The following is a 23,223-nucleotide window of genomic DNA, read 5'->3' as shown; positions in this document are numbered from 1 at the left end:
AGGTTAATCGTCATCGACCGATCGGCGCAGCCGGATTGTCAAAGCCCCCCGGATTGTCAAAGCCGCTGGCGGCACCATAAACTGCAAACGGCGTTCGCATTAACGAGGGAGGGTCAGATGCGGGTCGACAAGGTCACGTCCGGGGACGGCGCGAACATTCCGGTGTACTCGACCGGTGCCGGGCCGGGGATCGTGATCCTGCACGGCGGTGGTGCCGCGGTGCGGGACTACCAGCGGCTCGCGGCCGCGCTCTCGGACCGGTTCACGGTGCACCTGTACAACCGGCGCGGCCGGCCGGACACGGCGCCGCTGACCGGCACCGAGACCACCGAGACGGACCTCGCCGACCTCGGCGTGGTCCTGGAGCACACCGGCGCGCGCAGCGTGTTCGGGCACAGCGGCGGCGGGTTCGTGGCGCTGCGGGCCGGGCTGAGCGGCCTGCCGTTGGAGCGCATCGCCGTCTACGACCCGGCGCTCAGGATCGAGGGCCGCCGCGAACTGGAGTTCGTCGACGAGTTCGAACGGCTCGTCGCCGCCGGTGACCACGCCCGCGCGATGACCGTGATGGCCCGCACGACGTATCCCGACGACATCGGCGCGAAGCTGCCGTTCGGGCTGGCGCTGGGCGTCACCCGGTTGTTCCTGCGCACCCCGATCGGGCGCCGGTTCGTGGACCTGATGCCGACGATCCCGCCCGAGGTCCGCCGCATCCACGAGCACGGCGGGCCGGCCGGTGACTACGCCGGCATCACCGCCGAGATGCTGCTGACCGCAGGATCCCGCAGCCCGCGGTACTTCATGGAGAACTGCCAGGCGATCGCGGACGTGGCCCAGCGCGGCCGTGCCCTGCTCATCCCGAAGTCGTCGCACAACGCGGCCAACATCGCCCGCGCGGCCTTCGTGCGGCCGTTCGCCGACTTCTTCGCGGGGTCGTTGAAGGCCGCCTGAACCAGCGAAAAAGGCCGCCCCCGACACCGGGAGCGGCCTTTTCGCGTCCGAAATCAGTGCACGATCACCGGGGTCGCGGCGCCGGCGGCGGCGTCGTCGCCGAGCGGCGTCGCCTCCTTCTTGCGCGGCAGGAACGCGATCGGGATGAACGTCACCAGGACCAGCGCGAAACCGACCCAGAACGTCGCGGCGAACGAGTCCGCCACGAACGCCAGGCCCTTCTCGAAGAGCGCCGGCGGGACCTGCGCCTTGATCTGGTCGGAGTGCTGCGCCGCGATGGCCAGGCCGGCCTCGGTGACCGGCGGGTTGGAGCCCGGCACCAGGTCCGACTCGTTGAGGTTGCTGGTCAGGATCACCGACATGACGGCGGCGCCGACGGAGCCACCGATCTGCTGGAGGATGTTGACCAGCGTGGAGCCGCGGGCGACCTCGGCGTGGCTGAGCGTCTTCAGCGCCGACGTCATGATCGGCATCATCGTGCCGCCCATGCCGAGGCCCATGACGAACAGCGAGCCGCACAGCACCCAGTACGACGTGTCGGCGGTGACCTGCGTGAAGGTGAAGAAGCCGACGGCGATGAGCGCCATCGCGAACGGCACCGTCCGGCCGACCGGCACCTTGTCGGCGAGCATGCCGGCGATCGGCATGGTCAGCATCGCGCCGATGCCCTGGGGGGCCATCAGCAGCCCGGCGTGCAGCGTGGACTCGCCGCCGACCTGCAGGAAGTAGCTCGGGAACAGCAGGCCCGCGCCCATGAACGCGATGATGAACACGAACAGCGTGATCGTCGCGATCGTCAGCTTGCGGTTGCGGAACAGCCGCAGGTCCAGCAGCGGGTGCTTCGGCACGAACGAGTAGAACACGAAGCCGATGACCAGCAGCCCGCCGATGAGCATCGGCAGCCAGACCTTGGTCGCGCTGAACGTGCCCTCGCCGGGCAGCGACGACACGCCGAACAGGAACAGCGCCAGGCCGGGCGACAGCATGAGCATGCCGAGGAAGTCGAAGGACTCCGACGGCTTCGGGTCGTCCTTCGGCAGTGCCATCGCCGCGTAGACCAGCGCGATCGCGCCGATCGGCAGGTTGATCAGGAAGATCCAGTGCCAGGAGTACTCGTCGATGAGCCAGCCGCCGAGGATCGGGCCGGTGATCGGGCCGAGCAGCATCGGGATGCCGAGGATCGCCATGAGCCGGCCGATGCGCTCCGGGCCGGCGGCCCGGGTCATCATCGTCATGCCCAGCGGCATGAGCATGCCGCCGCCGAGACCCTGCACGACCCGCCAGCCGATGAGCTGGCCGATGGAGTCGGCGGTGGCACACAGGCCGGAGCCGATGGTGAAGAGGGCGAGCGCCACCATGTAGAGCCGCTTGGTGCCGAACCGGTCCGCGGCCCACCCGGTGAGCGGGATGACGGTGGCGAGCGCCAGGGTGTAACCGGTCATCGTCCAGGCGACCGTGGCGTAATCCGTCTTGAACTCGGTCTGGAACGTCGGCAGCGCCACGCTGACGACAGTGATGTCGAGAATCGACATGATCGCGCCGAGGACCACGACCCCCGCGATCTTCAGCACCGCGGCATCGATCTTATTCGACGCCGCGGCCGTTGGATTCGTCACTGAAACCCTCCTGATCGAGCTCACCGGCCATTTCGAAGCCGGGAACCAGCCTACGCAGGCCGGTTACAATTCGAGCACACGTTCGATTACGGCCGATGACAGGGGTTAGGGCTACGCCAACTGGTGCAGATCCAGCACGTGCCAATCGGTCGGTTCCGGGTTGCCGGTGGACCACCAGACCAGGCCGCCGCGGGTCGTGACCACGCCGACATCACCCGCGAGGACGATCGTCCGGCCGGTCGGCAGGTCATACGCGAGCAGCCGCAGCGACTCGCCCTCCACGCCCGTCAGCAACTCGAAACGGTCCAGCAGGCCGACGTCGACGCCGATGGCGTTGACGTCACCCGGCAGGCGCCGCCGGTCGCTGCCGTCGGCGTGCATGACGTCGACCAGATTACGCCCGCTCGCGGTCTCCGCGATGGCCCGGCACCATTCCGGGCTGCACAGCAGCGTTTCCGCCGCGGTCGCCGGCACGGGCCGCCGCTGCCCGTCGGCCCGGTTCAGCAGCGTCGCCGCGCCCGGGTCGACGCTGAGGAGCCAGGGCCAGGCGCTCCATCGGTACCGGCCGTCGATGACGTCCTTGGCAACCGCGCCGCCGGTGAGCGCGATCGAGCGCACCTCGGTTTTGGGGGTGTCGTCGGGGGGCGCGGCGACCCAGTGCAGCCGGTCCTCGGCGACGACGAGGTCGTACTGGGACTCGAAGAACACGATCCCGCCCGTGTCGGCGGTCAGCGCGACCGGCGGGCCCGCGGCCGGGGCGACCGGTGCGCGCCACAGCCGCGTCTCGTACGGCCCGGCGGCGGTCGCCGAGGACTCCGCCCAGTACAGGACGCCGTCGGCGGCGGTGAGGCCCAGCCACTGCGGGAACCGGTCCTTCGGCACGCTGCGCAGCTCACGCGGTGCGCCGGCGCCCCGCAGCAGGAGCCGCTCCGCGGTGCCGTCCGGCGACGACGCGGTGCCGACGGAGGTGCCGGTGTCCAGGTACAGCAGCGGGGTGTAGATCGCGCCGTCGGCCAGCCGGGCGGGCACGACCCCGGGCGTCAGGGTCGCCGTCACGGTGCCGGCGCCGGACGGCGCGACGGTCGGCGGGACATCCCGGGACGTGGGGGAGAACAGCAGCCAGCCGCCGACGACGAGCGCGGCGGCGAGAGCGATCAGCGGTCGGGCCCGTCTCACGGGGCACAACCCTACGTGAGGCCATGAGAGTTTCACGGTTGCCGGGGCCGTGACCTGGACCGGGACTGTCCGTTCGTTGACCCGGGACAGTGAGCGCTCACACCATGCGGCCCATGCGAACCAAGCTGAGAGGGCTCATTGCCGGGCTGGCGGGGGCGGTGACGGTCGTCGCCGTCGGCGTCGCCGTGCAGACCGCCACCAGCCCCGCGCAGGCCGCGGCCGCGGACCCGTACGCCCTCAAGAACGTGCAGATCGAGGGCGGCGGCTTCGTGCCGGGCATCATCTTCAACCAGAAGCAGCAGAACCTGGTCTACGCGCGCACGGACATCGGCGGCGCGTATCGCCTGGACCCGTCCACGAACCGCTGGATCCCGCTGCTGGACTGGGTCGGCCAGGACAACTGGGGCTACAACGGCGTCGTCAGCCTCGCCACCGACGAGGTCGACCCGAACAAGGTGTATGTGGCCGCCGGCATGTACACCAACAGCTGGGACCCGAACAACGGCGCGATCCTGCGCTCCTCCGACAAGGGTGCCACCTGGCAGAGCACCCAGCTGCCGTTCAAGCTCGGCGGCAACATGCCCGGCCGCGGCATGGGGGAGCGGCTCGCGATCGACCCGAACAAGAACTCGATCCTGTACCTGGGCGCCCCGAGCGGCAACGGGTTGTGGCGCAGCACCGACTCCGGCGTCACCTGGTCGAAGGTCACCGCCTTCCCGAACCCGGGCAACTACGCGCAGGACCCGAACGACGTCAACGGCTACCTCACCGACAACCAGGGTGTCACCTGGGTGACGTTCGACAAGCGCACCGGCACGCTCGGGAACACCACGCAGACCATCTACGTCGGCGTCGCCGACAAGCAGAACACCGTCTACCGCACCACCAACGGCGGCACCAGCTGGGAGCGCGTCGCCGGCCAGCCGACCGGGTACCTGTCGCACAAGGGCGTCCTGGACACCGCCGGCGGCAACCTGTACGTCGCGACCAGCGACACCGGCGGACCGTACGACGGGGCGAAGGGCGACGTCTGGAAGTACAACACCGCCACCGGCGTCTGGACCCAGATCAGCCCGGTCCCGTCCAGCAGCTCGGACGACTACTTCGGCTACAGCGGCCTCACCATCGACCGCCAGCACCCGAACACCATCATGGTCGCCACCCAGATCTCCTGGTGGCCGGACGTCATCTTCTTCCGCAGCACCGACGCCGGCGCGACCTGGACCCGGATCTGGGACTTCACCAGCTATCCGAACCGCAGCTTCCGCTACAAGATGGACGTCAGCCGCTCGCCGTGGCTGTCGCTGGGCGCCAACCCGCAGCCGCCGGAGGTCTCCCCGAAGCTCGGCTGGATGACCGAGTCCCTGGAGATCGACCCGTTCAACTCCAACCGGTTCATGTACGGCACCGGCGCGACGATCTACGGCAGCACCGACCTCACCACCTGGGACACCGGCGGCCAGATCACGATCAAACCGATGGCCGCGGGCCTGGAGGAGACCGCGGTGCTGGACCTCATCAGCCCGCCGTCGGGCGCCCCGCTCATCTCCGGCCTCGGCGACATCGGCGGCTTCCGGCACACCAACCTCGACGCCGTGCCCGCCATGATGTTCCAGTCGCCGTACTTCACCAGCACCACCAGCCTCGACTACGCCGAGCTCAACCCGAGTGTCATGGCCCGCGCCGGCAACTTCGCCGACAGTGACCGCCCCAACGACAGCCACGCCGCGTTCTCCACCGACGGCGGCGCGAACTGGTTCCAGGGCAGCGAACCCGGCGGCATCAACGAGGGCGGCACGATCGCCGCCGCCGCGGACGGCTCCAGGTTCGTCTGGGCGCCGAAGAACAGCGCGCCCGTGTACTCCGTCGGCTTCGGCAACACCTGGACCGCCGCCTCAGGCCTGCCGCAGAACGCGGTCGTCGAGTCCGACCGGGTGCTTTCAAGCAACTTCTACGGCTTCTCCGGCGGCACCTTCTACCGCAGCACCAACGGCGGCGCCACCTTCGCCGCGGGCGCGACCGGCCTGCCGGCGACCGCCACCTTCAAGGCCGTCCCCGGCGTCGCCGGAGAGATCTGGCTCGCGGGGGGCACCTCCGGGCTCTTCCGATCGACCGACGGTGGCGTTTCCTTCACAAAGGTGGCGTCGGTACAGGCAGCGAACGCCGTGGGCTTCGGCAAGGGCGCGCCCGGCCGCTCGAACGTCGCGGTCTTCGCCGTGGCGCAGGTCGACGGGAAGAAGGGCGTGTACCGCTCCGACGACAGCGCCGCGTCCTGGCTGCGCATCAACGACGACCAGCACCAGTACGGCAACATCGGCGACACGATCACGGGTGACCCGCGTATCTACGGCCGGGTGTACCTCGGCACCAACGGCCGCGGCATCATCTACGGCGACCGCACCGGCGCCCCGCCGACGTCGTTCTCCGCATCACCGTCGCGTTCGGCCTCGGCGTCGGCCTCGCCCTCACGGTCTGCTTCATCGTCGGCCTCGCCGTCGGCCTCGCCGTCTTCCTCGCCGTCTTCCTCGGCGGCCTGCACGGTTGGCTACTCGGTCACCGGCCAGTGGGGCGGCGCCTTCCAGGGAGCGGTGAAGATCACCAACCGGTCGGCCACCGCGGTGAACGGGTGGAACCTCAAGTGGACGTACGCCAACGGCCAGACCATCAGCCAGATCTGGGGCGGCGTCAACAGCCAGACCGGCGGAGGTGTCACCGTCACCAACGCCGACTACACGAAGGTGATCGGGGCCAACGGCGGCAGCGTCGACTTCGGCTTCATCGCCTCCTGGAACAACACCACCAACACCAACCCGACCGCCTTCACCCTCAACGGCACGAGCTGCGCCGTCGGGTAGGAGCGGGCTGAGTGCTGTGGGCGGCGGCGGGGCTGCCGCCGCCTACAGCACTTCCCGCAGATCGCGCAGGCTGGCCAGCTCCCGCTCGACCCACCCCTCACCGACCGATTCGGAACCGCGCAGGGCCACCTTGGCCGTCAGGTGCCAGGCGATGTTGCGCACCAGCTCCACGACCCGCAGCGCGACGACGGCATCCGGGTCGACGGGGCGCAGCGTCCGGTACCCCTCGAGGAACGCCGGCCAGTGCGCCCCGCCGTACGGCCCGGTCAGGTCCGCGGCCCGCCACCCGACGGCGGCGAGGTCGAAGTCGTGCCACTGGATTCCGCCGTCCGGCATGAGGTGGACGTTGTCGAGGCTGGCGTCCCCGTGCCGCACCCCTCGGTCGGGGTTCGCGACCTGCGCGAGGCGCTCCCGCGCGGCCGCCGCCATCGCGCCGACCATCGGATCGACGACCGCGGGCAGCGCTGCGTCCAATGTGGCCAGAGGCTCGTCGACCCTGGCCGGATGGGCGCCGGCGAACCCGTCCACGGCCAGATGGAACCGGGCGAGGGCGGTGCCGTACCGGTGGAAGAGCGCACCGCTCCACGGCGGCCTCGGCTTCTCACCCGCCGCCCACACCGTGACCGTGAACGGCCGCGTTCCCTCGGGCGCGTCGACGGTGCCGACGAGTGTGCCGTCGTCCAGTGGCACCGGCGCGGCGGCGGTGACCCCGGCCGCGGCGAGGTGCGCCGCGAGGTCCTGCTCCCACGCGACGTGCCGGCTTCCGGTGGCGTACACCTTGCATGCATGGGCCCGGCCGTCGGTGGCCTCGACCCGGTACACGTCGTTCGTCAGCGAACGGACCAGCTCGCAGGCGGTGACGGCGATGCCGCAGCGCGCTGCGACGAGGGCGGCGATTGCTTCAGGTGCCGCCAGTGAGCGCGTCCATCGCATCGTTGTGCCTACGCTTCTCATGATCCGGTAGGGTTTGTGTACCTATAGCTGCACAAACCCTACCGGATCATGGGGAAGTGGCCGGGGTCAATGTGTAGACCGGGTGGTATCAGGCTTCGGACGGCGATCTTGCGACGGGTTTGATCCCAAAGCGGTGTGGCACCACTCGATGCCCCCACAGCCGCGATCCGCGGCTCTACACTCGGCGACATGCGGCGCACCCAGGGAAACTGGTCGATCTGGGTCGCGGCCGTGGCCGGTGCCGTGGCCGCGGACCTGGGGTTCGCGCTCCGGCAGCTCTGGCTGGAACCGCGCGCGCACAACGGCGACCTCGTGTGGTGGCTGGACCTCCCGCTGGGCGCGGTGCCCTACGGGTTGCTCATGTTGGCGCTGTGCGTCCCGGCGCTGGCAGCCGCGCGCATGGGGCCGCCGCCGTGGGCGTTCGTCGTCCGGCCCGGTCGGTTCGTCGCGCCGCCGGCGCTGTGGCTGCGGGTCATCAGCGTTGAGGCGGCAGTGGCGGCCTGGGGAATGGTGCCGGTGATCATGCTCAGCTGGCGGATCGTCGCGCCGGGCGACAGTCTCCGGGTGCCAGGCGTCACCGGGGTGCTGCTGGCGCTGGCGGCCACCGTCATCGCCTGGCGGGTGCGGCGCCGGACGGTGACGCTGACCCCCGAAGGGCTCACCGTGCGCGAGGTCTGGGACACCGAGATCACGCAACCGTGGGACCAGGCCGCCTCCGAGCTCGTCGCCGACCCGCGGTCCCTGCGCTGGATCGATGCCCGGTTCCTGACCCGGGTGGTCGACCACTACTGGGCCGACCCCACGCACCGGGCCGCGATCGGCACCGCCGAGGAGCACCAGCGCCTGACCGAGCTGCTCGGCCCCCCGGACCCCGTCGGTGACCCGGACCCGGTCGGTGACCCGGCCGGTCCCAGCGCCTTGGATCGATGACGCCGCTTGCTGTCCCCCTAGCGGCTGTCTCGAAGTCCTAGCTCTTTGAGCTGGTGCGTCGCGGAGCGGGGGTGTACGGCAGGCGGGTTGTGCGGGCAGAACGGTGACGCGTGGGCCGGTACTGTGCCCGCCATGTGGAACGCTCGCGCGTACGACCTGCTAGACGTGCCGGTTCAGGTCGACCCGGCCGCTGAGGCGCAAGCAGCCACCTTCGAGGCGCGTTGGGGATTCACCATGCCGGCCGCAGTCAGAGAATGGGTCGTTGGTGACTGGCGAGACTGGGCCCGGGGGCCGTCCGTCGATCTTCCGCCGAGGTACGACCAACTCGAAATGCTCAGCGAGGAGGGACCGGGCTCGCGTCTGCTGGTCGTTGACCGCGACAGTCAGGGCTGCTGTTCCTTCGTGGTGTCTGTAGACGACCATGATGACCCGCCCGTGCTGGTGCTGGAGCGCGATGACACCACAGGTGAGAGCCGTTCGACCTACACTCAGCAGTTCACCGCCTTCACACATGCCAACGCGTGAGACACGAAACTGTGGAGAGCGAACTTTGAGTCCAGGCACTACCTGCGGTTGCCGCCGAATGCGCTCTCTTGGCTGCAAGCGCGGCTGGAGCCGAGACCTACTACCTTTCGTTGGGCTGGCAACCAATGGTGCGATGCAGTGCACCGATTCGGCGGTCCGGCTGCGGTCATGGTTGCAGTCGAAGCTGACAGGATTCAGTACAGCCTTGTGGTCTGCGACGACGTGCGGCTGAGGCGCGAGATCCAGAGCGTGCTGTGGCCGTAGCGATCTTCGCTCACCGCCGGCGCGGCGCGTAGTGGGTCGAATGTCGGTGGGCGGCCACCTTTGGAGCCTCTGGCGCGCCGGTGGGCCTCCTGGTCGGCCTTACTCGGGATGCAGGCCTTGATCCCGCGGTGTCGCAGCAGCGCCCGGTTGGCACGTGAGGTGCAGGCGCGGTCGGCGATGACCAGATCGGGCCGGACACGGGGTCTGCCCGGGTCCGAGGCGGGGCACGCGGATGCCGGCCAGCACCGCGGCGAACTGGGGACTGTCACCCCGGTGGCCGGCGGTCAACACGATCGACAACGGCTTCTGGCCCTGTTCGCAGGCCAGGTGGATCTTCGTGGTCAGCCCGCCACGCGAGCGGCCCCGCGCGTGATCGGCCGGCTCGGGACCGGGCGGCACTGTCTGCCGGTCGCTTCGCCTGCGGGCGCCGGCTGCGTGCTGGTGCGCTCGGGCGCTGGTCGAGTCGATGCCGACGTCCCAGGTGATAAGCCCGGCCGCGTCGGCCCGGGTCTGCAAGGCGGTGACGATGTGTTGCCAGGTCCCGGCGCGCTGCCATCTGCGGAACAGTGCGTACGCCGCCTGCCAGGACCCGTAGCAGGCGGGGACGTCGCGCCAGGGCGCGTCTACCCTTACCCCGCCAGCGGATGCCGTCGACGAGCTGCCGCCTGGTCCATACCGACGGTCGACCTGGCCGAATGCCCGCAGGCAGCAGGGGTTGCAGCACCGTCCACTGTGCGTCGGTCAGGTCGAACCGCCTCGTCACCGCTATGTGGGCACGAGGTCTCCGGTAATCACGTGCTTCTTGGTCGTTGAACCCCTTACCGGAGACCTCGCTGTTTATCGATCACCAACACGCCGCGACTTCGAGACAGTGCCTAGCACCCACGCCCGCAACGGACATGACAACCGCGCGGCGTCACGACGTCAGGAACAGCGCCGCCAACCGGGGCAGCCGCCTGTGCATCTCCGAGTCGTCCTCGACGTCCCAGCGGTCGCCGCGGGCGGGAGCCGGGCGCTCCGTCGGGCCGTCGAACGCCGCGTCGTAGGCGTCTCCGGAACCGGTGCGGCGCACATATGCGTGCCTGGGCAGATACAGCATCTCCTCGCAGCCGAGCCAGCCCTTGCCGGTGGTGGCCATGCGGCGCACCACCGGCAGGTCCGCGAGCGAGTCCGGATCGGCGACGGCGTTCTCGAACGCGGCCCGCCCCTGCAGCATCAGCCCGGAGCGGAAGTCCATGAAGCCGTCGTCGCCGCAGCCGCCCTCGATGAGATAGGCGGCCGCCCATAACGGTGACAGGTAGGCGGTGTCGAAGACGGTGGAGAAGTGCCGGGCGAACCCGATGATCTCCTCCGGGGGCAGGGCCGCGACCAGGTCCAGGACCGCGTCCGGCAGCGGGTCGTCCGCCGGGTCACGATCGCCGGCGCGCTCACCACAGGCCGAGCGCGCCGACTCGATCAGGTCCCACCACGCAGTCATCTCCACACCCGAGACCGTAGCCCGGGGGTACGACAGAAAAAGTTCAGCTGAGGCGGCGGACGCGCCAGAAGCTGACGCCAGCGAGCAGCACGGTGAGGCCAGCGAAGATCGCGGTCTCGTAGAGTTGCAGCGCCCAGAACCGGTCTGCGGGCTGGTAGGCCACGCGCTGCCGGTACCCGAGGTCGGCGAGGCCGGTGAAGCACGCCTGTCGGTCCGCCGGATCGGCCCGTTCCGGTGCCTGTGGCATGCAGTCCGCAGCCATCGCGGGCAGAGAGTCGACGACCCGGCCGGCCCTGACGGTCTCGTTGGCGATGATCCACGCGCCCGGACGGTCAATGGCGACCTCCATGCCGCGCACCGTGCCACCGTTGCCCAGTTTGACGCCGTCGAGGTTCGCCGCCGTGATCGCCGTGTCGACCTGGACCGGGGTGATGAGGTTGGGCCGGACCCACAGGGGCATGACGACCTGCGCTATGGCGAACGCAGCGAGCGTGACGGCGATCGCGGGCAGGGTCCGGCGGATCAGTGACCCGGCGGCGACCCCGAGGGCGAAGGCGAAGGCGGCGTACGCCATCGGCGCGATGCCACGGGCGTCGAACATCAGCGGTGACAACCGCGGGAACTCTCCGGCCGCGGCCTGATCGATGGGGGCGGACCACCAGGTCACGGCCAGGCTGCCCAGCCCGGCGGCGGCGATCGCGACCAGCCCGGTGACGCCGAGCTTGACCGCCAGCCAGCGGGTGCGGGTGACGGTCTGGTTCCACACCAGCTGATGCGTGCCGGCCTCGATCTCGCGGGTGATCAGGGGCGCACCCCAGAACAGCCCGATGATCGCGGGCACGACCATGACGATCGCGACGACCCCGAAGTACGGGGGCACGTGGTCGTTGTAGAACTGATCCGTGAAGGACCGGCAGCCATCGCGGTCGCCGCAGCTGCTGATGCCGGCGGCGTAGTCGTGCGCCAGTTTCGGCCCGGTGATCGCCAGGACGACGGCGAGGGCGGCGAGCCCGCCGCACACCGCGACGGCCTGGGTGCGGAACTGGCGCCACGTCAGCCAGATCATTGCTGTACCTCCAGCAGCGGCGGGTCCGCGAGGCCGGCGGATCGGCTCATGTGACCCAGGACGATGTCCTCCAGACCGACGCGGCCAGCGGCCCACGCGGTGCCGGCGATCGGAACGGTGGTGCGGATCAGCAGCGTGCTCTGCCGGTCGGTGTGGCTGGCCGAGACCACCTCGTGCTCCTCGGGCACGGCGGCGAGATCGCCGGGCGGCCCGATGAGCCGATGATGGGTGGCCAGGAGCTCCTCCACGTCACCGGCCAGCCGCACCTGGGAACCGACGAGGACCACGAGGTAGTCGCAGATGCGTTCCAGGTCGGCGATCACGTGCGAGGAGAGCACGACGCTGAGCTCCTGCTCGGCGGTGGCCTCCACCAGCCCCTGCAGGAACTCGCGCCGGGCGAGCGGGTCGAGGGCGGCGACGGGCTCGTCCAGCAGCAGCAGTTCGGGCCGCTTGGCGACAGCCATGACAAGAGCGAGTTGGGCGCGCTGGCCGCCGGAGAGTTTCCCGGCCCGCTGCCCGGGATCGAGGCCGATCCGTCCGATCCGTTCCCGGGCCAGGCCGGCGTCCCACCGCGGGTTGAGCCCGGCGCCCATCCGCAAGTGCTCGGCGACACTCAGATCCGGGTACGTCGGGGTGTGCTGCGCGACGAAACTGACCCTGCTCAGCTGCGCCGGCCCGGTTGCGGGGCGGTGCCCGAGCACCTCGATGCCGCCCACGGTCGGCGCCAACTGCCCCGCGGCCAGCTTCAGCAGGGTCGTCTTTCCCGCTCCGTTGGGGCCGATCAGTCCGACGACCCGTCCGGCCGGGATGCGCAGGGTGCAGTCCGACAGCGCCCAGCGCCGCCCGTACCGCTTGCCGAGCCCGTATGTCTGCAAGGCGGCGGTCATGCGGTCTCCTCGTGCGTCGCGGTCCGCAAGGTGTCCGTGATCAGCGCTTCGATGCTTTCGGTGTCGAGGCCGGCCGCGCGGGCCTCGGCCAGCCAGCGCACCAGACCCTGGCGCAGTGGCTGGTGCGCGGCGAGCGACTCGTCGGTCAAGGTCTGCGTGATGAACGTGCCCACACCAGGTTTGGCGGCCGCCAGGCCCTGGTGCTCGAGTTCGCGGTACGCCTTGAACACCGTGTTGGGATTGATCGCCAGCCGTGCCACGACGTCCTTGACCGTCGGGAGCTGGTCGCCCTCCTTCAGCATGCCGAGCCGCAACGCCTGCCGCACCTGCTGGACCAGCTGCAGGTATGGCGAGACCCCGGTCTGGGTGTCCAGGTAGAACTCGATCACCATCTCACCGTCTCACTAGTGAGATAGCACAATGGCATGCCGTCAAACCCCCTGTCAACGACAGACGGCCGCGGCCCCGGTCGGGGTCGCGGCCGAATGCGGCCGTCGCTACTCGAAGCGCAGCCCGTCCGGGCGCATCAGCCGCCACAGGGCCGGGAGGCTGGCGGTGGTGACGAGCAGGACGACGCCGGCGGCGATGCCGCAGACGATGGCGATGCCGGACACGTCGGCGTGGAAGGGCACGTCGACGGTGGCCAGGAGCAGGGCGCCGAGGCCGAGGCCGAGCGCGGCCGCCAGGAGCAGGCCGAGCACGACGGGCACCAGGGTCTGCCAGAGGATCGACCAGCCCATCGTGGAGCGGCGGGCGCCGAACGCGACCAGCGCGGCCAGGGTGCGGCGCCGCTCGCGGAGCTGCTCGAGGGTGCCGACGAGCAGGCTCAGGCCGACGAGCAGCAGGGTGACGGCGGATCCGGCGAACAGACCGCGGCGGATGCTGGCAAACGTGCTGTCCCGGACCTGGGCCCGCCGGATCGTGACGTCCATCGTGGGGCTGATGGCCATGGCGGCGTTGAGCAGCCGTTCCGGGGCGTCCTCATCGCCGGGGGCGAGGTGGACGTAGGAGACGAACGTGGGGGAGGGCTCGGCGGGTGGCGCGGCGCCGGTGGTGACGAGCACGCCGGTGGGTTCGCCGTAGGGGCCTGGCAGTGCCTTGGCGGGCCGGGCCGTCGCCGGCACCGTCCACTCCGCATGCGGCCGTTCGACGTCGGGGCCGGAGTCGCCCATGATGACGGTCTGGCCGGCGAGGTCGGGCTGGTCGAGCACGAACACGTCGCCGTCGGCGCACCGGTCCAGCTCGGCGAGCTCGCGCAGCACCGCGCAGTCGCCGACCCACATGGTGACGTAGCCGTCCTCGCCGAAGTGGGCGGCGTCGCGCCGGAACGTGCTGACCGACGTCACCCCGCCGGTGCGCAGCTTCGCGTCGAGTGCGGCGCCGTCGGTGGCGGTGGCCAGCGCCGAGACCTCGACGACCGTGAACGCCTGGGCCTGCGCCGGGTCCAGGCGGGCATCCTTGGTGTAGGCGGCGTCGGCGGCGGAGAACAGCATCTGCAGCGCGATCGTGCCGGCCGCGGCGACCGCGATCGCGCCCACCGCGCGCACCGAGCTGCCGCCGGACAGTTGCAGGCGGCGCACGGCCATCTGCCACGACAGCCCGCCGCCGGCGCCGAGCCGGCCGACGACCCGGTCGAACACCCACGGCAGCAGCAGCGCGACGCCGAGCAGGACCAGCGACACGCCGCCGACGGCCTGCCATAGATTGAACTCGCCGTGGCTGCCGGCGAGCGGGGCGAGCAGCGCGCCGCCGGCGAGCGGGGTGAGCAGGCGCCACCACAGGCGCCGGTGGGTGCGGGCGGTGGCGCGGCGCACCACGCCGAGGGGCTCGACCACGACCCGGCGCAGCGCGACGAGGCTCATCGCCAGGGCCGCGAGGGGCACGGACACGATCAGCAGGGCGAGCAGGGGCAGCGGCGGGCGGAGGTCGGTGCCGTACACGCTGAGCTGGGCGATCTCGAAGAACTCCACAAACGGGCGGCAGACGAGGAAGATGACCCCGCCGACGAGCAGGCCGAGGGTGGCGCTGACGACGGCCTCACCGGCGGCGATGCGGCGGGTCATGCCGCCGTCCGCGCCGACGAGCCGGACCGCGGCCAGGCGCCGGTCGCGTTGCTCGCTGCCGAAGCGGGTCGCGGCGGCGACGAACATGGCGACCGGCATGAGCAGCACGACGAAGATGACGATGACGAGCATGAGCAGGAACGGGTCGAGCGGCTCGTGCGGGCTGCGGCTGCCGTAGCCGTCGATGCGCTGGACCTGGGGCTGGCCGAAGGCGAGGTCGCTGCGGACCGCGTAGTAGACCAGCTCGTTGGGGCCCGACAGGCCGGCCTTGCCGATGGTGCCGCCGACCGTGCCCGGCATGCGGTCGCGCAGCAGGGCGCCGTCGCCGGACGCGAGCAGGTCGCGCAGGGCGGGGGAGACCAGCATGGTGCCCGGCGCCGGCAGGGACCGCACGCCGGGTGGCAGCACCGGGTGGGCGCCGTCGGGTCGCACGAGCCTGCCCCGGACGCTGCGGCCACGGTACGAGGTGCTGATGTTCAGGGTCAGCACGGTGGTGTCCCCGGGCGTGATCTTGTCGGAGCCGTAGCGGTCGTCGTCGCGGGCGGCGGTGCGGGACGAGCGCGCGTCGAGCATCGCCGGCACGGAGACCGACAGCAGCAGCACGGCGACGCCGAGCCCGACGCCGATCGCGGTGAGGGCGGTGCGCAGGAGCCCTTCGCGGCCGCCGGTGAGCGCGAGGCGGGCGCCGAGGCCGACCTCCGCGGCCCACCGCCGCAGCCGCCCGGTGTGCACCGGGCCGGCCGCCGGGGCATGCCGGCCGGCACCGCCGAGGCCGCCGACCTGTGCCGGCCCGGTCATGCGTGCCGGGCCAGGTCGAGGGCCTTGCCGTCGCGGACCACGATCTCGCGGTCGGCGTACGCGGCGACCCGGGGCTCGTGTGTCACCAGGACCACGGCGGCGCCGCTGTCCCGGGCCGCTGACGTGAAGAGGCGCATGACCCGCTCGCCGTTGAGGGAGTCCAGCGCGCCGGTCGGCTCGTCGGCGAAGACGACCCGCGCACCGGTGACGAGGGCCCGGGCGACGGCGACCCGCTGGCCCTGCCCGCCGGAGACCTCGCCGGGCCGCTTGCCCGCCACGTCGGTGATCTCGAGGCGGTCCAGCCACTCGGCGGCCCGCCGCTGGGCGTCCTTGCGCCGGTGCCCGTCCAGGCGCAGCGGCAGTGCCACGTTCTCCAGGCAGGTCAGCTCCGGCACGAGCTGGCCGAACTGGAACACGAACCCGAACTCGCTGCGCCGCAGCGCGCTGCGCTGCCCGTCGGACATGGCGGACAGCTCCTGGTCGCGGTAGAGGACCTGGCCGCCGTCAGGGCGGATGATCCCGGCGAGGCAGTGCAGCAGCGTCGACTTGCCGGAGCCGGACGGCCCCATGACGGCGACGATCTCCCCGGCGGCGATGGACATGGACGCACCGGACAGCGCCTGGGTGGATCCGAACGACTTCGTCAGTTCGACGGCCGAGAGCATCATCCGCGCACCTTCCAGGCGAGCTCGGAGAGGCGGGCCGCGGTGAGCTCGAGCCAGCGCAGGTCGGCCTCCAGGTGGAACAGGGCGTGGTCGCAGATCAGCTGATCGGCGAGGTCGCCGCCGGTCTTGCGCCGGGTCAGCTCGCGCATCAGGCGCAGGTGCTCGGTCCGCTGGGTGTCCAGCAGCTCCGCCGCGGGCCGGCCGGTCAGCAGCGCCAGGACCACCTTCGTGTAGAGGGTGTTCTGCAGGTACGGCTCCGGCTTCTCGGGCTGCTGCAGCCACTGCTCGACGTCGGCGACGCCGGCGGGGGTGATCGCGTAGCGCTTGCGGTCCGGGCCCTCGCCCGGCTCGACGCCGTCGACCGTGACCAGGCCGTGTTTCAGCAGCCGGGACAGGGTCGAGTAGACCTGGCCGTACGCGAGGGGGCGGTCGCTGCCGAACCGCTCGTCGTAGGCCCGCTTCAGGTCGTAACCGTGGCGGGGCTGGGACTCGAGCAGCCCCAGAAACGCTTGACCGATGGACATGCGGGCGACTCTACACCATGTGTATACCTAGTGTGTATACACGCCTTGTAGAGCATCTGAGCTGCGGCTCAGCATTTCGTCTCATGCGCTTGTACGAGCAAATGTGCCAACCGCCGGTGCTCATTGTGGTCCAGGTCACAGCTCGGCCTTTTTGTCCGTTTCCGCCGACGCGGCGCTCTGTAGGTTCGCCCGGACACGCCGCTGATCACCCCATTTCTCCCCTCGGGATGACGGTGGCGCGCGCTCTGTAACCGACCGAGAAGGAGAGCCGGTGCGTCTGCCGAACCTGTCCAACAAGGCCAAACTCGCTGCCGTCGCGGCGATTGTGGCGGTCCCCGCCATCGCCCTGCCGATCGCGTTCGCCACGAAGGACGGCGGCCTTCCGGGCGTCGGATCCGGCGGCGCCGATGCCGCCTACGCGTTCCCCGTGACCCCGGACCACATCCCGGACACCCCGGTGCGGGTCAACCAGGTCGGCTACCTGCCGGACGGGCCGAAGCGGGCCACCGTCATCAGCGACGCGACCACCCCGCTGCCGTGGCAGCTCAAGGACAAGGCCGGCACCGTCGTCGCCTCGGGCGAGACCACACCGCACGGCATGGACCCCAGCTCCGGCCAGGGCACGCACACGGTCGACTTCAGCGACTACAAGGGTAGTGGCAGCACGTACACCCTCGAGGTCGACGGCAAGGCGAGCCTGCCCTTCGACCTCGACCCGAAGGCCTACCGCCAGCTCGCCATCGACGCGATGTCGTTCTACTACCCGCAGCGCAGCGGGATCGCCATCGACGACAAGCTCGCCCCCGGCTACGGCCGCGCCGCCGGTCACACCGCCGACAGCCCCAACGGCGGCGACACCAAGGTTCCGTGCCAGCCCGGCACCTGCGACTACTCCCTCGACGTCACCGGCGGTTGGTACGACGCCGGCGACCACGGCAAGTACGTCGTCAACGGTGGCATCTCCGTCGCCCAGCTGATGAGCTCCTACGAGCGGTCCCCGCAGGCGTCGAAGGCGCGCACCCTGCGCCAGCCCGAGGCCGGCAACAAGATCCCCGACGTGCTCGACGAGGCCCGCTGGGAGCTCGACTTCCTCACCAAGATGCAGGTCCCGGCCGGGCAGAAGCTTGCCGGCATGGCCCACCACAAGATCCACGACACCGGCTGGACGGGGCTGCCGACCGACCCCGCCGCCGACACCCAGCAGCGCGTCCTCAAGCCGCCGTCGACGGCCGCGACCCTCAACCTCGCCGCGGCGGCCGCTCAGGGTTCCCGGGTGTTCGAGGTGTACGACAAGGCCTACGCCGAGAAGCTGCTGACGGTGGCCCGCACGGCGTTCGCGGCCGCGCAGGCCAACCCGAAGATGTACGCGCCTGACTCCGACGGCGTGGGCGGCGGCGCGTACGGCGACACCGACGTCGACGACGAGTTCTACTGGGCCGCGGCGGAGCTGTACATCACCACCGGTGAGAAGAAGTTCGCCGACTTCGTGACCGCCTCGCCGGTGCACAAGTCCGACGTCTTTGCCAACGCCTTCGACTGGCGGGCCGTGGGTGCCCTCGGCCGCCTCGACCTCGCCACCGTCGACAACAAGCTGCCCGACCGTGAGCGGGTCCGCGCGAGTGTCGTCGCCGGCGCCGACAAGCACCTCGCCACGCTGAACTCGCAGGCGTACGGCCAGGCGTACGCGCCCAACGGCGGCTACGACTGGGCCTCCAACAGCCAGATGCTCAACAACCTGGCCGTCGTCGGCACCGCGTTCGACCTGACCGGCGAGCAGAAGTACCGCGACGGCGTCCTGTCCGGCATGGACTACATCTTCGGCCGCAACGCGCTCAACCAGTCCTACGTGACCGGCTACGGCGAGAAGGCGTCGAAGAACCAGCACAGCCGCTGGTACGCCCACCAGCTCGACCCGAAGCTGCCCAACCCGCCGCGCGGCACCCTCGCCGGTGGCCCCAACTCCTCGCTGCAGGACGAGGTCGCCTCGGCGGCGCTGAAGGGCTGCAAGCCGCAGCTGTGCTACATCGACGACATCAAGTCGTGGTCGACGAACGAGCTGACCATCAACTGGAACTCGTCGCTGTCCTGGGTCGCGTCCTTCGCGGCGGACCAGACCTGATTCAGTCCGGTGGGGAATGGGGCGGCCATTGGTCGCCCCATTCCGCGTCTCTGGCGGCCTTGTAGGTCGGGCCCTCCCGCTTGGACACCAGGGTGGGACCGACGGTCGTGTCCGGGTTGCAGACCTGCAGCGTGACGAGCCCCTTCCGGAACGTGGGGTGCCGCACGACCCGTCCCTGCTGTTCGGTCGGCTGCCTCGTCACGGCGACGTAGGAGAACTTCTCGTCCTCGTAGCCGAGCTCGGCGTCCTTGACCTTGCGGTGCAGGGCGGAGCGGTTGATGCGGGCGGAGAAGTGACACCAGTCCTTGCCGGTCATGCCGCACTCCTGCTGGTGCGGGCACGGCGCCGCGACGGTCCAGCCCTGTTCCAGGAGTCGCTGCCGGGCGTCGAGGATCCGCCGGTACCCCAGCGGGGTGCCCGGTTCGACGATGACGACTGCCTGGCGGGCGGCGGCGCCGGCCTGGTCGACGAGATCGTGCTGCGCGTCCTCGGTCAGCTCGCCGAGCACGTAGGACACCAGCACCAGGTCGGCGGCGTCCGTGGGTTCGCCGAGATGCCATTCCTGCCAGGTCGCGCGGGGGAGCATGCGCTCGCCGAGCTTGAGCGCCTCCGGGACCTGGTCGAGGATGGTCACGGTTTCGAGCGCCGGAAACGCGTCGAGTGCCGCCCAGGTTGCGGCGCCGGACCCGCCGCCGATGTCCAGCACACTTTTCGGACTTATCGTGATTTGTGCCAACGCCGCGGCGACCGCGGCGTGGGTGGCCGGCATGCGGTACGCGGCGTACGCGGTCACGTCGACCATGTTGCGCAGCAGCGGCTCCTCGGCGGGCCGGCCGCTGCGGTAGTCGGCGATGAGCCGCCGCACCGACTCGGCCAGCCGCTTCGGCGGGACGGCTTCGAGGAGCCGGTCGAGGGCCTCGCGGAGATCGGTCACGACTGTGCCTTCCTGTTCCAGAACCAGCGCTGGATGAGCAGCGTGAGCACGCCGGCGGTCACGATCGCGGCGAGGTTCAGCAGCAGCTGGACGGCCGAGCCGACCGCCTCGTCCATGACGCCGTAGGCGATCGCGACCGCGATGTTCGCCGCCGCGGGCACGGTCGTCACCGAGATCAGCACGCCGATCAGCGGCCCGGCCTTCGCCGACGTCAGCGACAGCATCCCGGCGACCCCGGCGAGGAAGCCGACCACCCACGACAGCGCGTCGGGCCGCCAGATGAAGTCGGTCCGCGGCCGCTCCTGCAGCAGCATGCCCTTGTCGACCAGGCCGGCGAGATCCAGCAGGTGCGTGGTGCCGATCGTCACGACGATCGCTGTCAGAAACCCGACCACCAGCGCAATCGACGCCCGTCTGATGAAGCCCGGACGCTTGCGGATGATCCCCACGCACAGCGCCGCGAGGGGGCCGAACTCGGGGCCGACGACCATCGCCCCGACGATGAGGATCGGCTGGTCGAGCAGCACGCCGATGCCGGCGATGATGGTGGCGATCGCGAACATCGCCAGGAACGTCCCGGACAGCTCCGTCTCGTCGCCCGTCTTCTGCTCGATCTCGTCCCACACCACCGCGTCGCCGGCCAGGCCCGGCGCGGCGTCCGCGGCGGCGACCGCGGCATGCGACAACGCCACGTCGACGTGGTCGATCGCGATCGAGCCGACCTCGTGGATCCGCTGCCCGCGCAGGGCGGACAGGACCTGACTGCCGGCCTCCCGGACGACGTCGCAGAGCACGAGGTCGCCGTCGGGCTGGCGGGCCGCACCCGGCAGCACGACCAGGTTCGTCGCGCCGGGGGCGGCTTCGATGATCCGGACGACCTCGTCGGTCCGGTCCGGTGGGGAGATGACCCGCAGATGCAGCACCCCTCAATTTTTGTCGGTGGTCGTCGCTACGCTGTCGGCGCCCCTCGTTGATTCGTGTTTGAAAGGCCGTGACCGATGCCCCAGACGACCTATCTCGAGCTGTCCGAGGACAGCGGCAGCGCCCACAAGTTCTACGAGGTGACCGTCGACGGCGCCGAGATGTCGATCCGCTACGGCCGCATCGGCGACCCCGGCACGCTGAAGACCACCACGTATCCCGACCACGCCAAGGCGACCGCCGAGGCGGCGAAGAAGATCGGCGAGAAGACCCGCAAGGGCTACGCCCCGGCCGTCGTCGGCCAGCGCGCCAAGCGCTCCGTGTCCCGCCGCGTCATCGTCAGCGCCCGCTCCACGGCGAAGACCGCGCCGCTGCTGTGGCGCTACAAGTCCGGCTCCTCCGCGTTCGGCATCTTCGTCGACGACCGGGTCTGCATGGTCGGCAACGAGGCCGGCGTCGTCACCACCCTCACCCACGACGCGCAGGTCGAGCGCCAGTTCCAGCTCCCCGACGGGGTGAAGTGCATCGTCGCCGACGACGACTGGCTCTATGCCGGCTGCGACGACGGCAACGTCTATGACCTGTCCGGCAAGATCCCGCGGATCGCCTATGCGATCGCCCCTGACATCGACATCTACTGGCTGGACATCCACGACGGCGTCCTCGGCGTCGCCGACGCCAAGGGCGGCATCTGCAGCATCGACCACGAGGACGAGTTCCTCTGGCGCCAGCAGGGCAACGGCTCCAGCGGCTGGATGGTCCGCTGCGACGACAACGCCGTGCACCACGGCCACAGCAAGGGCGTCACCAGCTACGACTGGCGCACCGGCAAGGAACTGTGGAACCAGCCGACCCGCGGCGCGGTCCTGTTCGGCTGGCAGGAGCGCGACACCCTCTACGCCGGCATGTCCTCCAACCAGGTCCTGTCCTTCACCAAGAGCGGCCAGACCGCCGTCAGCTACCGCTGCGACAACACCATCTACTCCTGCGCCGCCGCCCCCGACGGCCGTTACGTCTTCGCCGGCGACTCGAGCTCCTCGGTGTATTGCTTCGCGGCCGACGGCACCCGCCTGTGGAAGCTCGGCACCGGCTGCGGCAGCGCCTACTCGATGCAGTATCACAACGAGCGCCTCTACATCGTCACCACCGACGGGTCGCTCGCCTGCATCGACGCCAGCGAGGAGGCCGTGCGCGCCGCCGAGCAGGGCGTCGTGCCCGAGTATGTCGACGTCAAGGCGCCCCGCATGGAGGCCGTCGCCCCCTCCACCACCGTCGAGGTCGCCACCGACTCCTCCGGCGGCGTGGTCGTCGAGTGCTTCGAGGAGGGCGGCCGCCTGCGCATCCGCGTCATCACGCCCGGCTACCACTCCGACTGGCAGGTCCAGTTCCCGAAGGGCATCCGCGAGCCGCACGCCCGCTATGTCGTCCCGGAGATCCGCGAGGCCAGCCGGGGTGGCTTCTACCGCGCCCACGGCGAGATCCGCCGCCTCGTCTGATCGCTGCGCTTTGCCGGTCGGGCCGATCCACATCGGCCCGACCGCCCGCTGCGGTTGTCGGTTGGGCGGATGCGGGTCGGTTCGGCCGCTGGCGTCAATTCCGTGGCCCTGCGGCCCGGTCGTCGATTTTGTGATCCTGCGGCCCGGCCGTCGAATCCGTGACCTGATTGCCGGGCCGCCGACTCCTCGGGCCGCCGCCGACCGCGTCGGGGGCTCGGCTGTTCGCGCCGGGTCGTTGCCGCGCAGTTCAAATGACCATCGAGCAGACCGAGCGTCGCCGAGGGTTTCCACAAGTGCTGAAGATCGGATCGGAGATCGCGATGGCGCAGAGTGGGTGCGGTATCGGCGATTTCCGACGTCATCACGGGAAAGGTGACGATCGCTACTCGCCGTGCTCGATCCACACGCCGAGGCGGGCGAGCCGCTGGATGGTCGTCGGTCCGTAGTAGACCAATGCCCTCGCCGCGCGGTCCGGACTGTCGTTGAGAACCCTGATGCCGGCCTGCAGGCCGAAGGCCCGGCAGGCGGCGGCTATGCCGTCGGCGCACGGGTCGATCCGGTCGAGCAGTGCCGTCACCACGTCATCGGTGATCATGGTGTCCATCACCGGCATGCTGTACTGCCAGGCGTTGGCTCGTCGTCCTAACCTGTCCGGCCCGCCCCACCTGTAGATGCGTGTCGGTGCCAGCCCTACCAGCGCGGTGACCTCGTCCGGGTCGAACGCCAGCGCGTCGAGCTCTGCGTCGCTGTACGACGACACGGCTTTCGTGACCGGATGCTGGAGAACCAGCTGGGCCCGTTGCGCAAACGTCTCATCCATCAAGGCAAAGAGTACCGAGCCAGGCGCCGCGGCCGAGGCGCCGATCGGCGCCGCCGCGCTGAGGCTGTCGGCGCGGCCACGTGTGACGGTCGCCCGGAGATCGATGAAGGTGAGGCCCGGTATGACAGCAGTCGACCAAGATCTGTGAGGCTTGCTGTCAAGGGGTTGCTTGAATGGTTCGCCAG

At 70.5% G+C, this 23,223-nt stretch carries 19 protein-coding genes and 1 pseudogene; 6 read left to right on the top strand and 14 right to left on the bottom strand.

The window, feature by feature from the left end:
- Nucleotides 1-117 precede the first annotated feature (117 nt).
- Complete coding sequence (locus tag ACFPIJ_RS47765; RefSeq protein WP_380126149.1) at nucleotides 118-948, top strand: alpha/beta fold hydrolase; 831 nt, start codon at nucleotides 118-120, stop codon at nucleotides 946-948.
- A 53-nt stretch (nucleotides 949-1,001) separates the two neighbouring features.
- Here the strand turns inward: ACFPIJ_RS47765 and ACFPIJ_RS47760 are convergent, their stop codons facing one another.
- Together ACFPIJ_RS47760 and ACFPIJ_RS47755 are read right to left on the bottom strand one after the other, a co-directional pair.
- Complete coding sequence (locus ACFPIJ_RS47760; protein WP_380126148.1) at nucleotides 1,002-2,564, bottom strand: DHA2 family efflux MFS transporter permease subunit; 1,563 nt, start codon at nucleotides 2,562-2,564, stop codon at nucleotides 1,002-1,004.
- Between the two features lie 111 nt (nucleotides 2,565-2,675).
- A complete protein-coding gene (locus tag ACFPIJ_RS47755; protein ID WP_380126147.1) occupies nucleotides 2,676-3,740 on the bottom strand; it encodes a hypothetical protein in 1,065 nt (354 codons plus the stop codon).
- A 113-nt stretch (nucleotides 3,741-3,853) separates the two neighbouring features.
- Between ACFPIJ_RS47755 and ACFPIJ_RS47750 the strand changes: the two genes are divergently transcribed.
- On the top strand, nucleotides 3,854-6,595 hold the full coding sequence (locus ACFPIJ_RS47750) for a cellulose binding domain-containing protein (protein ID WP_380126146.1): 2,742 nt from the start codon (nucleotides 3,854-3,856) through the stop codon (nucleotides 6,593-6,595).
- A 42-nt stretch (nucleotides 6,596-6,637) separates the two neighbouring features.
- On the opposite strand, the gene ACFPIJ_RS47745 is transcribed toward ACFPIJ_RS47750, so the two are convergent.
- Nucleotides 6,638-7,528, bottom strand: a complete 891-nt coding sequence (locus ACFPIJ_RS47745; RefSeq protein ID WP_380126145.1) for a phosphotransferase enzyme family protein — start codon at nucleotides 7,526-7,528, stop codon at nucleotides 6,638-6,640.
- A gap of 210 nt (nucleotides 7,529-7,738) precedes the next feature.
- Here ACFPIJ_RS47745 and ACFPIJ_RS47740 point away from each other — a divergent pair, with 210 nt between their 5' ends.
- Both ACFPIJ_RS47740 and ACFPIJ_RS47735 read left to right on the top strand, forming a co-directional pair.
- Complete coding sequence (locus ACFPIJ_RS47740; protein WP_380126144.1) at nucleotides 7,739-8,479, top strand: hypothetical protein; 741 nt, start codon at nucleotides 7,739-7,741, stop codon at nucleotides 8,477-8,479.
- Between the two features lie 132 nt (nucleotides 8,480-8,611).
- Nucleotides 8,612-9,004: a hypothetical protein gene (locus tag ACFPIJ_RS47735; RefSeq protein ID WP_380126143.1), complete on the top strand. Its 393-nt coding sequence runs from the start codon at nucleotides 8,612-8,614 to the stop codon at nucleotides 9,002-9,004.
- A gap of 299 nt (nucleotides 9,005-9,303) precedes the next feature.
- Here the strand turns inward: ACFPIJ_RS47735 and ACFPIJ_RS47730 are convergent.
- The 8 genes and pseudogenes from ACFPIJ_RS47730 to ACFPIJ_RS47695 form a co-directional block, all read right to left on the bottom strand.
- Nucleotides 9,304-10,031: pseudogene (locus ACFPIJ_RS47730) on the bottom strand (IS5 family transposase); the annotation flags it as partial.
- 153 nt (nucleotides 10,032-10,184) lie between these two features.
- Nucleotides 10,185-10,745: a DUF4240 domain-containing protein gene (locus tag ACFPIJ_RS47725; RefSeq protein ID WP_380126203.1), complete on the bottom strand. Its 561-nt coding sequence runs from the start codon at nucleotides 10,743-10,745 to the stop codon at nucleotides 10,185-10,187.
- Between the two features lie 43 nt (nucleotides 10,746-10,788).
- Nucleotides 10,789-11,811: an ABC transporter permease gene (locus ACFPIJ_RS47720; RefSeq protein WP_380126142.1), complete on the bottom strand. Its 1,023-nt coding sequence runs from the start codon at nucleotides 11,809-11,811 to the stop codon at nucleotides 10,789-10,791.
- Nucleotides 11,808-12,698, bottom strand: coding sequence for an ABC transporter ATP-binding protein (locus ACFPIJ_RS47715; protein WP_380126141.1), 891 nt, complete (start codon nucleotides 12,696-12,698; stop codon nucleotides 11,808-11,810). Before ACFPIJ_RS47715 ends, ACFPIJ_RS47720 begins: the two co-directional genes overlap by 4 nt.
- On the bottom strand, nucleotides 12,695-13,087 hold the full coding sequence (locus tag ACFPIJ_RS47710) for a GntR family transcriptional regulator (protein WP_380126140.1): 393 nt from the start codon (nucleotides 13,085-13,087) through the stop codon (nucleotides 12,695-12,697). The genes ACFPIJ_RS47715 and ACFPIJ_RS47710 overlap by 4 nt, the downstream gene beginning before the upstream one ends.
- Nucleotides 13,088-13,195: 108 nt before the next feature.
- Entirely contained in the window at nucleotides 13,196-15,559 is a 2,364-nt protein-coding gene (locus ACFPIJ_RS47705) for an FtsX-like permease family protein (protein WP_380126139.1), read from the bottom strand.
- A complete protein-coding gene (locus ACFPIJ_RS47700) occupies nucleotides 15,556-16,227 on the bottom strand; it encodes an ABC transporter ATP-binding protein (RefSeq protein WP_380126138.1) in 672 nt (223 codons plus the stop codon). Before ACFPIJ_RS47700 ends, ACFPIJ_RS47705 begins: the two co-directional genes overlap by 4 nt.
- Entirely contained in the window at nucleotides 16,224-16,748 is a 525-nt protein-coding gene (locus ACFPIJ_RS47695; protein ID WP_380126137.1) for a PadR family transcriptional regulator, read from the bottom strand. The genes ACFPIJ_RS47700 and ACFPIJ_RS47695 overlap by 4 nt, the downstream gene beginning before the upstream one ends.
- 271 nt (nucleotides 16,749-17,019) lie before the next feature.
- On the opposite strand from ACFPIJ_RS47695, the gene ACFPIJ_RS47690 reads away from it, so the two are divergent.
- Nucleotides 17,020-18,867 (top strand): glycoside hydrolase family 9 protein, encoded by a 1,848-nt coding sequence (locus ACFPIJ_RS47690; RefSeq protein WP_380126136.1) that lies wholly within the window; start codon nucleotides 17,020-17,022, stop codon nucleotides 18,865-18,867.
- Nucleotide 18,868: 1 nt separating this feature from the next.
- On the opposite strand, the gene ACFPIJ_RS47685 is transcribed toward ACFPIJ_RS47690, so the two are convergent.
- The gene (locus tag ACFPIJ_RS47685) at nucleotides 18,869-19,801 is read right to left on the bottom strand and encodes a small ribosomal subunit Rsm22 family protein (RefSeq protein WP_380126135.1); all 933 of its coding nucleotides are present in this window, start codon (nucleotides 19,799-19,801) and stop codon (nucleotides 18,869-18,871) included.
- Nucleotides 19,798-20,724, bottom strand: a complete 927-nt coding sequence (locus ACFPIJ_RS47680; RefSeq protein ID WP_380126134.1) for a DUF389 domain-containing protein — start codon at nucleotides 20,722-20,724, stop codon at nucleotides 19,798-19,800. Before ACFPIJ_RS47680 ends, ACFPIJ_RS47685 begins: the two co-directional genes overlap by 4 nt.
- A gap of 75 nt (nucleotides 20,725-20,799) precedes the next feature.
- Between ACFPIJ_RS47680 and ACFPIJ_RS47675 the strand changes: the two genes are divergently transcribed.
- A complete protein-coding gene (locus ACFPIJ_RS47675) occupies nucleotides 20,800-22,218 on the top strand; it encodes a WGR domain-containing protein (protein ID WP_380126132.1) in 1,419 nt (472 codons plus the stop codon).
- A 382-nt stretch (nucleotides 22,219-22,600) separates the two neighbouring features.
- Here the strand turns inward: ACFPIJ_RS47675 and ACFPIJ_RS47670 are convergent.
- Nucleotides 22,601-23,223: DUF4279 domain-containing protein (locus tag ACFPIJ_RS47670; protein WP_380126131.1), on the bottom strand; the 623-nt coding region annotated here is incomplete at its 5' end.

The organism is Dactylosporangium cerinum (assembly GCF_042653625.1).
In the GTDB taxonomy this organism is placed as follows: Bacteria; Actinomycetota; Actinomycetes; order Mycobacteriales; family Micromonosporaceae; genus Dactylosporangium; species Dactylosporangium cerinum.
The sequence above is the reverse complement of the archived record's forward strand: the minus strand, read 5'-3'. Positions and strand labels throughout refer to the sequence as shown.